This window comes from Azorhizobium sp. AG788, assembly GCF_004364705.1.
In the GTDB taxonomy this organism is placed as follows: Bacteria; Pseudomonadota; Alphaproteobacteria; order Rhizobiales; family Xanthobacteraceae; genus Azorhizobium; species Azorhizobium caulinodans.
The window spans coordinates 363,010-376,127 of sequence record NZ_SOBM01000002.1 but is presented as its reverse complement, the minus strand read 5'-3'; the positions used below and the strand labels follow the sequence as shown (position 1 = coordinate 376,127).

At 66.5% G+C, this 13,118-nt stretch carries 14 protein-coding genes, 1 tRNA gene and 1 pseudogene; 9 read left to right on the top strand and 7 right to left on the bottom strand.

What is annotated here, in order from left to right:
- Window positions 1-126 precede the first annotated feature (126 nt).
- From DFO45_RS05765 to DFO45_RS05740, 6 genes and pseudogenes are all read left to right on the top strand, one after another.
- Window positions 127-684, top strand: a complete 558-nt coding sequence (locus tag DFO45_RS05765) for a ubiquinol-cytochrome C chaperone family protein (protein ID WP_133864134.1) — start codon at window positions 127-129, stop codon at window positions 682-684.
- Window positions 681-1,205, top strand: a complete 525-nt coding sequence (locus tag DFO45_RS05760) for a DUF177 domain-containing protein (protein ID WP_133864133.1) — start codon at window positions 681-683, stop codon at window positions 1,203-1,205. Before DFO45_RS05765 ends, DFO45_RS05760 begins: the two co-directional genes overlap by 4 nt.
- Before the next feature lie 97 nt (window positions 1,206-1,302).
- Window positions 1,303-2,370 carry a phosphate acyltransferase PlsX gene (gene plsX / locus DFO45_RS05755; RefSeq protein WP_012170822.1) on the top strand — a complete coding sequence of 356 codons (1,068 nt, stop codon included), beginning with the start codon at window positions 1,303-1,305 and terminating at the stop codon, window positions 2,368-2,370.
- The gene (locus tag DFO45_RS05750) at window positions 2,367-3,341 is read left to right on the top strand and encodes a beta-ketoacyl-ACP synthase III (protein WP_133864132.1); all 975 of its coding nucleotides are present in this window, start codon (window positions 2,367-2,369) and stop codon (window positions 3,339-3,341) included. The genes plsX and DFO45_RS05750 overlap by 4 nt, the downstream gene beginning before the upstream one ends.
- A 102-nt stretch (window positions 3,342-3,443) precedes the next feature.
- On the top strand, window positions 3,444-3,761 hold the full coding sequence (locus DFO45_RS05745; RefSeq protein ID WP_133864131.1) for an integration host factor subunit alpha: 318 nt from the start codon (window positions 3,444-3,446) through the stop codon (window positions 3,759-3,761).
- 15 nt (window positions 3,762-3,776) lie between these two features.
- A pseudogene (locus tag DFO45_RS05740) lies at window positions 3,777-4,049 on the top strand (MerR family transcriptional regulator); the annotation flags it as partial.
- A 1,973-nt stretch (window positions 4,050-6,022) separates the two neighbouring features.
- On the opposite strand, the gene DFO45_RS05735 reads toward DFO45_RS05740, so the two are convergent.
- Both DFO45_RS05735 and DFO45_RS05730 read right to left on the bottom strand, forming a co-directional pair.
- Entirely contained in the window at window positions 6,023-6,409 is a 387-nt protein-coding gene (locus tag DFO45_RS05735; protein WP_043879272.1) for a septal ring lytic transglycosylase RlpA family protein, read from the bottom strand.
- A 330-nt stretch (window positions 6,410-6,739) separates the two neighbouring features.
- Window positions 6,740-8,401 carry a Na/Pi cotransporter family protein gene (locus DFO45_RS05730; protein WP_133864130.1) on the bottom strand — a complete coding sequence of 554 codons (1,662 nt, stop codon included), beginning with the start codon at window positions 8,399-8,401 and terminating at the stop codon, window positions 6,740-6,742.
- Window positions 8,402-8,698: 297 nt separating this feature from the next.
- Here DFO45_RS05730 and DFO45_RS05725 point away from each other — a divergent pair.
- A tRNA-Pro gene (locus tag DFO45_RS05725) sits at window positions 8,699-8,776 on the top strand.
- 144 nt (window positions 8,777-8,920) lie between these two features.
- Here the strand turns inward: DFO45_RS05725 and DFO45_RS05720 are convergent.
- Entirely contained in the window at window positions 8,921-10,132 is a 1,212-nt protein-coding gene (locus DFO45_RS05720) for a serine hydrolase domain-containing protein (RefSeq protein WP_166657054.1), read from the bottom strand.
- Window positions 10,129-10,506: a chlorophyllide reductase gene (locus tag DFO45_RS24890; protein WP_166657053.1), complete on the bottom strand. Its 378-nt coding sequence runs from the start codon at window positions 10,504-10,506 to the stop codon at window positions 10,129-10,131. The genes DFO45_RS05720 and DFO45_RS24890 overlap by 4 nt, the downstream gene beginning before the upstream one ends.
- Window positions 10,507-10,638: 132 nt before the next feature.
- Here DFO45_RS24890 and DFO45_RS05715 point away from each other — a divergent pair, with 132 nt between their 5' ends.
- Together DFO45_RS05715 and DFO45_RS05710 are read left to right on the top strand one after the other, a co-directional pair.
- Complete coding sequence (locus DFO45_RS05715) at window positions 10,639-11,193, top strand: DUF2975 domain-containing protein (protein ID WP_133864128.1); 555 nt, start codon at window positions 10,639-10,641, stop codon at window positions 11,191-11,193.
- A gap of 9 nt (window positions 11,194-11,202) precedes the next feature.
- On the top strand, window positions 11,203-11,439 hold the full coding sequence (locus DFO45_RS05710; protein WP_133864127.1) for a helix-turn-helix transcriptional regulator: 237 nt from the start codon (window positions 11,203-11,205) through the stop codon (window positions 11,437-11,439).
- A gap of 256 nt (window positions 11,440-11,695) precedes the next feature.
- Here DFO45_RS05710 and DFO45_RS05705 read toward each other — a convergent pair whose 3' ends face one another.
- The 3 genes from DFO45_RS05705 to DFO45_RS05695 form a co-directional block, all read right to left on the bottom strand.
- Window positions 11,696-12,313, bottom strand: coding sequence for an isochorismatase family cysteine hydrolase (locus DFO45_RS05705; protein WP_133864126.1), 618 nt, complete (start codon window positions 12,311-12,313; stop codon window positions 11,696-11,698).
- Between the two features lie 3 nt (window positions 12,314-12,316).
- Window positions 12,317-12,523 carry a hypothetical protein gene (locus DFO45_RS05700; RefSeq protein ID WP_133864125.1) on the bottom strand — a complete coding sequence of 69 codons (207 nt, stop codon included), beginning with the start codon at window positions 12,521-12,523 and terminating at the stop codon, window positions 12,317-12,319.
- A gap of 72 nt (window positions 12,524-12,595) precedes the next feature.
- Window positions 12,596-13,087, bottom strand: a complete 492-nt coding sequence (locus DFO45_RS05695; protein WP_012170812.1) for a ferritin-like domain-containing protein — start codon at window positions 13,085-13,087, stop codon at window positions 12,596-12,598.
- Window positions 13,088-13,118 lie beyond the last annotated feature (31 nt).

The window sequence follows — 13,118 nt, the reverse complement described above, 5'->3', positions numbered from 1 at the left end:
CCGTGATTACCACAGAACCCCGAGGCACGAGCGCCCAGACCCGCCCTTGCCACCGCGCCCAACGCGGGTTACGCCGCTCGACACCGTTCGCGTCAGGTACCCGGCCGGCCCACAGAACCGCAAGTCATGATTCTGAACCTGTTCCGTCGATCCCAGACGCGCGAGACCATTGAGCGCCTGTATGGCGCGATCGTGGCGCAGGCGCGGCAGCCGGTGTTCTACACCGACTTCCATGTTCCCGACACCGCCGAAGGGCGGCTGGAACTGCTGATGCTGCACGTCCATCTCGCCTGCCGCCGCCTCGGCGCGGCCGAGGGTGAGGTGCGGGCGCTGTCGCAGGAGGTATTCGACGCCTTCCTGGCCGATATGGACAGCACCCTGCGCGAGATGGGCATCGGCGATCTCTCCGTCCCCAAGAAGATGAAGAAGATCGGCAACGCCTTCTATGACCGGGCGGCCGCCTATGATGCGGCCCTGGCAGAGACCGGTCCGACGCTCGCCGAAGCCTTGTCGCGCAACCTCTTCGAGCGCTATCAGGAGGCTGGCCTGTCCGGCCGCTCTTCGGCGCTCGCCGCCTATGTCCGGGACTGCCTTGCTGCGCTCGGCGCGCAGGCTGATTCCGATTTCGCGCGGGGCCGCATTGCGTTCCCGCTCCCGAGGGCCGAGGAGGCCACACAGCCGTGACCGATCTTCCCTATTCCCAGATCCTCGCCGTTGCGGACATCCCGCCGCAGGGCCTCGAACTGACCCTGAAGCCGGATGCGGACGTCTGCGCGGCGATGGCCCGCCACCTCGATATTCCGGCCGTGAGCGAGGTGGTGGCGAAACTGCGCCTGACGCAGGAGAAGGCGGATGGCGCCCGCGTCACCGGGCGTGTCAGCGCGAAAGTGACACAGATTTCCGTCGTCTCCCTCGAACCCTTCGAGTCTTCCTTTTCCGAGGAACTGGACGTGCGCTTCGCCACCGCCGACATCATCGCCCGGGAAGTGGCGGATGCGCCGGATGAGAGCGATTTCGATCCGCCCGACCTCATCGAGAACGGCAGCATCGACCTCGGGCTGCTCGTGACCGAGTTCCTCGCACTCGGGCTCGATCCCTATCCGCGCAAGGACGGTGAGGTGTTCAAGGCCTATCAGGAATCCGATCCTGCCGAGGCCCCGGTGTCGCCTTTCGCGGCGCTCGCGCGGCTGAAGGACAAGCCGTGATTTTCCACCGGAGTTGCGATGTGCGGGCGAGTGGCTATTTTCCGCCCGCCGGCGTCTGTTGCGTCGCTGCGCGGATTGTTTCAGGAATTCAGGGCTGATGAGCGCACCCGTTCGCATTGCCATTGACGCCATGGGCGGCGACCACGGCCCCGAGGTCGTGCTGCCCGGCGTCGAACTCGCGCGCGTGCGCCATCCCGACACCTCTTTCCTTCTGTTCGGCGACGAAGCGGCCATCCGTCCGATTCTCGCCCGCTATCCCGCCCTGTCGACCGCCTCCCGGATCATCCACACCGATGTGGTGGTGGGGATGGACGACAAGCCCAGCCAGGCACTGCGTCGGGGGCGCTACAAATCCTCCATGTGGCGCTGCATTGATGCGGTGAAGGCGGGCGAGGCGGATGCCGCCGTATCCGCCGGCAACACCGGCGCGCTCATGGCCATGGCCAAGGTGAACCTGCGCACCATGCCCGGCATCGGCCGCCCGGCCATCGCCGCCATCTGGCCGACCCTGCGCGGGGAAAGCATCGTGCTGGACGTCGGCGCCTCCATCGGCGCGACGTCGCAGAGCCTCATCGAGATGGCGATCATGGGCTCGGCCATGGCCAGCACCGTCTTCGACATCGAGCGCCCCACCGTCGGCCTGCTGAATGTGGGCGTCGAGGAGGTGAAGGGCGTCGAGGAGGTCAAGGAAGCCGGCCGCATCCTGCGCGAGGAGGGCGTCGCCGGAGTGAACTATTTCGGCTTCGTCGAGGGTAACGACATCGGCTCCGGCACCGTGGATGTGGTGGTGACGGAGGGCTTCTCCGGCAACATCGCGCTCAAGACCGCCGAAGGCACGGCCAAGCAGATCGCCAGCTATCTTCGCGCGGCGCTGAGCCGCACCTGGCGGGCGAAGCTCGGCTATCTGCTCGCGCGCGACGCCTTTGCGGCGCTGCGTGAGAAGCTGGATCCACGCCGCTCCAACGGCGGCGTGTTCCTCGGCCTCAACGGGGTCGTGATCAAGAGCCATGGTGGTACGGACGCGGAAGGATTCGCGGCGGCGGTCGATCTCGGCTACGACATGGTCCGTCACCGGCTTCTGGAACGGATCGAAAAAAGCATCGTGACGCGCCTGCCTGCGGCAGGCCGGGGGAGCGAGCCGGTGGAGGCGGAAGGTTCATCGTGATCGGCATTCATTCTGTGGTTCGCGGCGTGGGGTCCTATCTTCCGCAGAAGGTTCTCACCAATGCCGATCTGGCCGAAATGGTGGACACCTCTGACGAGTGGATCGTCCAGCGCACCGGCATCAAGGAACGGCACGTCGCGGCCGAGGGCGAGTTCACCTCCGCCCTGGGGCTGAAGGCGGCGCAGGCGGCACTCGCTGACGCGGGCCTTGTGGCCGACGACATAGACCTCATCATCCTTGCCACGTCGACGCCCGACCAGACCTTCCCGGCGACCGCGGTCACCATCCAGAGCGAGCTCGGCATCACGCGCGGTGCGGCCTTCGACCTCCAGGCCGTGTGCTCGGGCTTCGTCTTCGCGATCGCGACGGCGGATGCCCATCTGCGCACCGGCGCCTTCAGGCGTGCGCTGGTGATCGGCGCGGAGACTTTCTCGCGCATCCTCGACTGGAATGACCGCGGCACCTGCGTGCTGTTCGGCGACGGGGCCGGTGCCATCGTGCTCGAAGGTGTGCCGGCGGACGAGGCGAAGGGCAGGGGCGTTCTCACCTCCCACCTGCGCTCCGACGGCCGCCACCGCTCCAAGCTCTTCGTGGACGGCGGGCCCTCCAGCACCGGCACCGTCGGTCACCTGCGGATGGAAGGCCGCGAGGTCTTCAAGCACGCCGTCGGCATGATCACGGACGTGATCGTGGACGCCTTTGCCGCCACCGGCGAGAGCGCGGAGACCATCGACTGGTTCGTCCCCCATCAGGCCAATCGTCGCATCATCGACGCCAGCGCGCAGAAGCTCGGGATTGCGCCGGAAAAAGTGGTCACCACCGTTCAGTCGCACGGAAATACCTCTGCCGCCTCGATTCCGCTCGCGCTCGACGTCGCCCGGAAGGACGGGCGCATCAAGCCGGGGGACCTCGTTCTGCTCGAGGCGATGGGCGGCGGCTTCACCTGGGGTTCCGCTCTTCTGCGCTGGTAATTTGTTCCTGACGCAAATAAAGCGTTAAGAACATTGACCTTGCTGCGGTCCACTGGCTAGGGTCGCGGCAGTGGGGGTGTCCTCGAGGGGTCGGGAAGACACATGGCTGGACGCACGATAACGCGCGCCGATTTGTGTGAGGCGGTCTACCAGCAGGTGGGCCTGTCTCGCACGGAATCCGCCGCGCTTGTGGAAATGGTGCTGCGGGAGATCGCGGACTGCCTGGCCAAGGGGGAAACGGTCAAGCTGTCCTCGTTCGGGTCCTTTGTCGTGCGGGACAAGGGCCAGCGGGTGGGGCGCAATCCGAAGACCGGCGAGGAAGTGCCGATCGAGCCCCGCCGGGTCATGGTTTTCAAGCCGTCCAGCATCTTGAAGAATCGCATCAACGGGCGCACTGGAAAGGCGGCTGGATGCGAATAAGGAGCCGCGAGGCACGTGGTTGAGGCGAGGCATCCCGACAAAGCCCCGGACGCCTTCCGCACCATCAGCGAGGTGGCAGACGAACTTGAGCTGCCGCAGCACGTCCTGCGCTTCTGGGAAACCAAGTTCACCCACATCCGCCCCGTCAAGCGGGCCGGCGGCCGGCGCTATTACCGCCGCGAGGATGTGGACCTGCTGCGCGGCATCCGCCGGCTCCTCTACAGCGAAGGCTACACCATCAAGGGTGTGCAGAAGATCCTGAAGGAGCAGGGTGTTCGCCACGTGCAGGCCGTTGGCTTCGACGACGGTCCGGCTGAATTCGGCGCCCCGCCTGCGCCCCGGCGCAACGAGCCCGACACAGCGCCCATGCACACGGACGAGGGGTCCGGCTTCGGTGGTCTGCTCGGCGGTTTTCTGCCCCGCCGGAAGAGCCGTGCCGCGGCCGACGAAATGCGGGACGTGCCCGGCCATGACGAGCCGCCGCTGCCATTTCCCGACTTCGCCAATTTCACGCCCCGGACGGAAGAACCGGTTCCGCCGCCGCGCCAGCGGGCGCAGCCCCGCGCGCCGGAACCGCGTCCCAAAGTGGAGCGCAGCGAGCCGGCCTTCGAAGTGCCGCGCGAGCCTCCGGCCCGTGCGCCGGAGCCGCCGCGCGCGGCCGCCCGGCCACGACCGCAGATGGTGGAAGAGGAACCGGAGAGCTACGAGCCGCGCGTCGATCCCGTCTTCGACGCGCCGCCGCCCCGTCCGGAACCCCGCCCCATGCAGCGCCCGTCACGCGGGCCCGCCTCGCGCATCCCCGATCGCTCCCATGCGCCGGAGATGGACGATCCGCTGCTGCCCTTCTTCGATGATCGCGATGCGGAAGACCCGGTCTCCGAGCCGCTGGATGCGCGCATCCGCCGCCTGAGGGAAGGCACGCCCCCGGCGGTGCCGTTCGATTCCGGTCCGCCTTCGGAGTTCGTGCCCAAGCGGGCGCGCCGCCCCGTGGAGCCGCAGCCCGAGCCTGAGGATGAGGACATCCTCGACGATTATCACGCCGTCCCGCCGCCCCGCGCCGCCCGCCCGCCCGAGGCGCGTCCGCATCCGGCCGACATGCACGATCAGTTGCCCTTCGGCGCGCCCGCGCGCGCCGCGCGACGGGCCGAGCCGCCGCAAGAGCCGCCCATGTCTTTCGATCGCCAGCCGCCCCGTTCCGAACCGGTTCTGCGCCGTCCGCTGGACGAGCCCCCGGCACGTCCGGACCCGCGCTATCGGCCCGAGCCGCCGCTTGCGGCGCGCGGGCCTGCCTCCCTGGACGACGAGGACATGGACGAGGGGAACTGGGAACCGGACGACGGGCAGCGCGATTTCGAGGAGCGCGGCTGGCAGCGCCATGCTCCCCAGCCCGAGCGCTTCGAGCCGCCCCCGCGGATGCCGCGTCCCTCCGTGGCGACCCAGCCCGCCCGCCGTCAGGAGCCCGTGCGGCACGACCCCTATGAGCCGCGACCGGGGGACCGCGCGCCCCGCGACATGCGGGGGAGCGACTGGCAACAGGTGGAGGATGACGGCGCCTACGGCCGGTCGGCGCCGCGCGAGCGCCCCCAGCCCGCCCCGTTGCGCGCCCATCGCGCGGAGCCGCAGGATCCCTTCTTCGATCCTCCGGACATGCCGGCGCCGCCGCTCGGTGGCGCACGCCGGGTCGGGCCTCTGCTGGGGCCGCTCGAGGAATATGAGCCGGAGGATTTCGTGCCGGATGGCCCTTCGCCAGCGCGTCCCGTGACCGAGCGCCGGGGGGCTGCCAGCGAACATGTCCGCCCCCATCGGCCGGAGACCTGGGCGGACGAGGACGATGGCTATGCGCCGCCCGAGCCGAACCGGCCGGGCCCGCCGGAGCAGTATCTGCCGCCGCACCTGCGATCCGAGCCGCGCATGGCCGGCACGCCGCAGCCGCCGGCGCCTGTTCTGACGCGGGAGGACATCAGCCGCCTTCAGTCGGCGCTGTTCGAATTGACCGAATGCCGCCGCATCATCGGCAGCCTCGGCGTTCCCCGCGGAGTAGCGGACAGCGAGACCTGAGCTTCGTTCGGTGCCAGAAAAGGAGAACGCCGGAGCGGGGAACCTGCCTCGCACTCCGGCGTTTCGTGAACATCATCCGCCCCGCGGCAATCTCGTGCCACGGCGGGGCAGGCAGGACATCGCATTCGCACGCAGATCGCGCGCGTTCAGGCGATGGTCCGTTGACGTGTGGGGTGGCGGCGAGAGCCGCGTGCGATCCGCGATCAGCGGCTCGCGAAGAACCCGCCCTCGTCTTCGACGACGGAGAGGGCGACCTTGGTGGTGCCGGAGCCCTTGAACCCGAGTTCACCGGCTGCGGCCTTGGAAACGTCGATGATGCGACCGCGGACGAACGGGCCCCGGTCGTTGATGCGGACCACGACCGTGCGTCCGTTCTTGAGATTGGTGACGCGAACCTTCGTACCGAAGGGAAGCGAGCGATGGGCTGCCGTCAGGGCGTTGGGGTTGAACCGCTCACCGCTGGCTGTGCCGCGACCCTGCCAATAGTAGGACGCGACACCCGTCTGCTTGGGCTCCGCCGAAGCGGCAGTCGCCAAGCCCGACATCGTCAGAGCAAGCGATCCAATCAGAACCCCTTTTCGGATCTCCATTCCCGCAACCTCCATTGTTGTTGATGGAAGTGTCGCCAATGGCCACGGAATGGGGCGAGAATGTCACGCGCCTGAGGCGCTACAACGCAAAACACAACCTGAGAGGTATCTAGGTCGGCGCTGGAAATGTTTATCCACAGGACCGTTGCAGAATTGTAGCGACTTTTTCTTGACCTTTCCGGGATCTCTGATCTTGGAAAGTCTGCCTTATGAATCTGTTTTAGGCTTCAAAATCAGTCGACTAAGGGCCAGAGCGCCGGGCTTTTCAGCCCCTCGGCACCATAAGTCTTAACGCACGTGCCGCTCGCGCCTGTGGAAAAACATGGTCTGCTAACCAAGTTCTCCGGCAATCCGGCTTGGCAGCAGTTCTCCTTCCCGTTCCAGCACCGGATAGGCGGTGCCGGCGACCAGATGCGCATTGATGCGTTTGAGGTCGCGGACGACATCCAGCTGTAGCGAACTGGTCTCCGCCGATTCGACCACGCCGCCGCGCATCCGCTCGAAGTGATTCTGGGTCGCGCGGGTTTCGAGATCCCGGAACACGGCCTTCTCGGCCGCAAGGATGCGGGCGGTGCGCGCATCATTGGTCATGAAGAGCGCACCGGCGGTGTGCAGGTTTCCGATGACACGATCAATGATGGTGGCGATCTCGGCCTTGCCCTCGGGCGAGAAGGCGAGCCCGCGCTTCAAGCGCTTGGCGGCCAGCGGCAGCAGGGAATTGTCGAGGACGTCGCCGGCATGTTCCAGATTCGTCGCGAAGGCGAGAATCTCGTCGAACCTCTCCCGGTCCTCCGGCCCCAGCGTCTCGTGGTCGAGGCGCATGAGATAGGCCTGGATGGCGGCATTGAGCCGATCGAGCACGTCGTCGAGCTTCTGGGCTTCGGCCACACGCTGCCCCTGGTCCTTGTCGAGCGCATCGCGAGTGCAGGAGAGCATGGTCTCCAGAATGTCCGCGAGCCGCAGGGCCTCGCGTGCGGCGTTCCCAAGGGCGACCACCGGCGTGTCGAGGGCGGCCGCATCGAGATAGAGCGGGCGGGCGGGGTCCGGCGGCAATGCCTTCAGCGGGAAGAGCCGGCACAGCAGGGCGGAGAAGGGCTTCAGCAGCGGCAGGAAGACCACCGCCAGGATGAGGTTGAAGAGCGTGTGATAGTCCGCGACGGCGCGGGTGACGGACGGCTCGAGTTCCACCAGAGCCACCGACACGGGCCCCAGCAGCGCCAGCCCGACCACGACGCCCACAAGCCGGTTCAGCAGATTGCCGAATGGGACACGGCGGGAGGCGGGATCACTGGCGGAACTTGCCTCCAGCAGCGGGTTCAGCGCGCTGCCGAGATTGGCGCCGATCACCAGCGCCATGGCGGCTTCCGGCGAGACGACGCCCTTGGCGGCGAGCGACATGGCCAGCAGCACCACCGCGACGCTGGAATGGGCCACCCAGGTGAGCACCGCCGCCACGGCGACGGCCACGGTCGGCAGGGTCGAAACCGCGCCCATCAGCAGGCGCAGGTTCGGCGCATCCTCATAAGGCGTGATGAATTCGATGAGCTGGTGCAGCGCCAGCAGCATCAGGCCAAGGCCGATGGCCACCTTCCCCAGATCCCGCGGCGGCTGGGTGTTGGAGCGCCGATAGACCATCACGCCGAGCAGGATGAGGGCCGGCGACAGGGGTGAGATATCAAAGGACAGGAGTTGCACGACCAGCGTCGTGCCGACGTTCGCGCCCAGCATGACAGCGAGCGCGGGGGCAAGCTCCACGAGGCCGGAGGCGGCGAAACCCGCCACCATCAGCCCCGTGGCGGTGCTGCTCTGGAGAATCGCCGTGACGCCGAGCCCGGCGAGGAAAGCGTGCAGCCGTGTCTTGAGCGCGCCGGAGAGAAAGGTGCGCAGGCGCGGCCCGAAGGCGCTCTGGACGCCGCTCTGGACCATGTGCGTGCCCCACAGCAGCAGGGCCACGCAGCCGGCGAGATCAAGAAGCGTGACGGGAAAGGTCAAGACGGCACCGCCCCTTGCGACCACTGGGCGGGCACCATGGCACGCACCGCCGCTCGGTCAAGTGACGCAAGCCGGCAAAGCAGGCGCCGTCCCATGTCCTGCACGGCCGCGAGCAGCGATCCACATCCCGCGTGGTCGTTCTGCATGCGGGGCAGGGGACAAATGTCATTCGAGGCTTGTCGCAGCCGATCCGATGGTCTAACTCTCCGCCCCACGTTGACGCGGCGACGCACACGGGACGTTCTTCACGAACCGACCGTCCGGGAGTTCGCAGCGGAGACCAGAGCAGTGGCATGACGGGCAGTAGCGCAGCCCGGTTAGCGCACTAGTCTGGGGGACTAGGGGTCGTGGGTTCAAATCCCGCCTGCCCGACCAGTCAATCGTCAATGATCTCAGGCGATAAGCTTGAGATCGCTGCTCTGATAAAAGGGCCGGAGTGCTGACAGGCACTCCGGCCCTTTCTCTTTCCGCAGGCGGCCGGCCTTCCGAACCGGTAGGCACGGCGCCCCTCGCAGCGCCTCATTCCGGTCCTGCAAGGGCCTTCAGAAGCATGTTGGCGGCCGGCTCGGTCGCGCTGTCGCCGGTGAGGGCGACAGCGACGATCGCGTTGTCCGCGGGCGAGAAGGCGACGATGGCGCTGGCGCCGGGTGTTCCGCCCGCGTGCCCGATCCATCGAATCGAACGGGCACCGTCGTTCACGTCGAACACCATGATTCCGACCCCGTAATAGGTACCCCTGTCGTACATGGGGTATAGCGTTTGAGCCATCGCGCGCACCGTCCGTTTCGGAAGCAGCCGTCCACCGAGCAGGGCCGCCCAGAAGCGGGCCATATCGGCGGCATCGCCGACGACGGGTCCGGCAGCGCCAGCCCAGCTTGGATCGATGGGCTGTTCGCGCGCCGTCACAAGTGGCGCAACACCCTCCGATCCGCCGCCCGGCACGAGCGCACGCAGCGAGGTGAGTTCCAATGGCGTGATGATCCGCGCCGTGATCGCCTCATCAATGGAACGGTGATCGGCCTTGCGGACGACTTCTCCGAGCAGATCGTATCCCGTGTTGGAATAGCGCCAGTTTGCGCCGGGGCGGAACAGAGCTCCGTGACGGCGCACGATCTCAAGGTTGGTTGCCGGATCGCGATAGCGGGGATCGGCGTGGGCCCCGACATCCTCATTGGCGCTGAACAAGCCGCTGGTGTGGGCGAGCAGATCGCGGAGCGTCGCGATCTCGCCGTTCGGCACACCCGCGATCCATCGCGAAACCGGATCATCGAGCGACAGTTTCCCCTCTTCGGCGAGTTGCAGGACAACGACCGCCGTAAAGGTCTTCCCGGCACTCGCCCAGAAAAGGCGCGGCGCATCCGTCGGCGCATGGGTCTTCTGCCACAGGCCCTTTCCCGGAACAGCGACCGCTGCCGTGAGCGCCGATGCGGCCGTGAATTCTTCGATCCGCTTGTAAATGCCGTCGAGGCGACGGCTGACGCCCGGCGGCAGCGCCTGCTCGGGCACCGGGGCCATCTTTGTGATGGCGAAGGCGGGATGCATCGCGGCGCCGACATAGCTGGCCCGAACGGTGCATTGAACGGGGCCAAAGTCGGCGGAATTGGCGGATGAGCCCCCCGCCAGGCTCATGAGCCCGACCAGCGCGAGGATCAGGCCCGCCTGCCGGATCACGGCCCCGGCCTGGTTGCGCTGCCAATCGAGGTCAGCGATCCGGCGGGCGGGACGGCTCACGGGCGCCGGCACCCGGCGCGATGAAGCATATCGCTGACAATCAACGGCGTCGCAGGTGTTTCTGCACCGCGATCGGAGGCTGTACCCTTGAGGGCTTGGCCGGCATTCGCCGCGTTCAGGCTCAACGGCTTCTGGCAGGCGGCATTTCCCATGGTCACGACCGCACTTGCGGCCTCGCCAACGCCGGCCAGATAGGCGGTGAGAACCTGCTGCGCGGTGCGATCCGTCGGAGCCTTCTCCAGCATCTCCGCGACCTGATCGACCGAGATCAATCCACGGGAGGTGGTTGGCGCGGCCATCGCGAGACCGGCAGTGGCAAGCGCGGTTGCAAAGACGAGAAAGGCGATGGGCCGTTTGGCCGGGCATTGGGGCATGGGGCGACTCCCTGAAGACAGGAAATCTGTCTCACGACAAAAAATTATTGGCAAACGATAATTTTTCTCCCATGTTGACCCGGCGGGCAGAGGAGGCGTGCAGCCATGGATCCATCATCGAGAGGGCTCGACATGACCTCTGGGCACGATCGGGAGCGGCGTTGCGATCGCATCCGGCACCTCAGCCGGCTGATGGCGGCAGGCTGTCTCGCCACCTCCTTCATGCTGGTGACGGCGATGCTCCTCTATTGGACGACGACGCCGACGCGCACCCTGTTCGGCCAGGCGGGACTTGCGAATGCGCCGGTTGCGGAGATCGGTCTCGCCGTCCGGGCCTTGGCGTTCGGCATTTCGATGCTGCCCCTCGCAGCGCTGGTCTATGGGCTCCTCAGGGCCCGCCGTTGCTTCACCGCCTTCGCGGCCGGCGTCATCTTCGCTCGCGAGCCGATCAACGGGCTCAGGGATTTTTCGGTCGGCGTCGCGGCTTCGGCTGTTCTGAAGCCCCTCGCGGGCGCGGCGCTCTCGGTCCTTCTGAGCCTGCATGATCCGGCGGGCACAAGGGCGCTCATGCTGAACATCGGATCGGATACGCTCATCGCCCTGATTTTCGCAGGGACGGTCGCCGCCGTGGCCTGGGTCATGGCGGAGGCGATGGAGATCGCCGATGAGAACAAGCAGTTCGTCTAGGGGCGCTGAATGTCTATCCGGGTGCGCTTGGGCGTGATGCTCGCGGAACGCAACGTGAAGTCCAAAGACCTGGCCGAACATGTCGGGATCACCGAGGCCAATCTCTCTCTTCTGAAACAGGGCAAGGTAAAGGGCGTCCGGTTTGAGACGTTAGAGAAGATCTGCCAGTTCCTCCGCTGCCAGCCGGGTGATCTTCTGAGGTATGAGGAGGACGGATCGCCTGGTTCGGACATAGGGGACGGATAATTGTCGCCGGAGTGAATAGTGCATTTCGAATGGCCAAGGCCACGAACGGCACAATAATACGAAACGTAAAGCTGGCGCTTGTACCTTTATATTACGATCACCGGAACAGGTTGAGCCGTCTCCTGTTGGCTTCATGACGCTGCAAGGGGCAGCGTCCGAGCCAGAGCGGAGCCGCTTCATGTTCTTTCATCAGCGCCCGACTGCTCCGGCCAGCCCCGAGACGTCGCCCGTACGATGAAGCCAGGGGAGCGGCCGATCAGAGCGCCGGCCGCTCCCACCGGTTGAGAATGTTTTCCGTCCGCGCGACCTCGACCTGAATGGAAAGGCGTGTCTGGAGCATGGCCATGATGGCGTCATGGCCTGTGTCGGAGGAGGAGCAGACCGCATCCCCCGCAAGGATGACGCGGAACCCGAGATCCACGGCATCAAACAGGGTGGCGAGCACGCATACATCCGTCTCCGCGCCGGAAAAGATCAATGTGTCGGCGCGCAGGCGCGTGAGAAGGGGCAGGAGGTCCGCTCCGGAAAAGGCGGAATAGCGGGATTTGTCCATCACATGCGCGGGAGGGACAAAGCGTGCGACCTCCGGCACGAGATCAAGCAGGCCGGGGTCGAGCTCGCTCCGGGTGAGATCGTGCCACTTGCGGTAGAAGCGCTGCCACGTGCCTGGAGGTCCGTCCGGCGCCTCGGGCGGAAGGAAGCGCGTAAACACGGTGCGCGCCGGTGCACGGGCGGCAAGTTCCGTAATGGCGGGAATGACGTCCAGCGCCCATGGCGTGGGCCACGGCCCGCCGGGAGCGAACAGGCGCTGCATGTCGAGGCAGACATGCACGGCGTTCGGCCCGATGGGATCGCGCCGCAGGCCTTCTCCCATGCCTCAGGTGCCTCTGGGCGGCGGGGCCGATTCGTTAGGTGTGCCGGCGGGCTGGTCGGCTCCCCGCTTGCCGATGCTGACGATGGCCGCTTCCTCGGAGGGATAAGGCCCGGAGACGGGCGTTCCATCTTCCGCCACCGCCCACCAGCCCGGCATCACACCGAGCCTCGTGCCTTCAGTGTCTCCGACAAGCTTGGGTTTGAGCCACATGCGCGCGTCTCCTGCAACAGATCCGGGCAGGCTGCGACGCCTGCCCGGTATGAGCCGTGTCGAACCGGTGGTTCAGGCGGCCTTCTTGTTCACCGTGGCGCCGGCGAGGCGGGTGAGGAGCGCATCGGTCTCCTTCTCCTCCTGAAGGGTCGCCTCCAGAAGGGGTACCGCATCCTTCAGTCCGAGCTGGCCGGCCCAGGTCTTCAGCGTGCCGTAACGCGATATCTCATAGTGCTCCACGGCCTGGGCGGCGGAGAGAAGGCCGGCGTCCAGTGCATCGGTGCCGGCGAAGTCCTCCATGATCTCCTTGCCCTCGTCGACGATGCCGACGATCGCCGGGCAGTGCTTGCCCCGGGCGCTCTTGCCGAGCATCTCGAACACCTGCTCCAGACGCTCGATCTGGCCTTCCGTCTGCTCCTGATGCTTCATGAAAGCCGAGCGCAGTTCGTCCGACTGGGCCGTCTTGGCCATCTTGGGCAGGGCACGCAGGATCTGCTTTTCGGCGTAATAGATGTCTTTCAGCGTTTCGAGAAAAAGATCATTCAGAGACTTGGCCTGTGCCATGACTTGGGTCCTCTCCTATGAGCCGAACGGC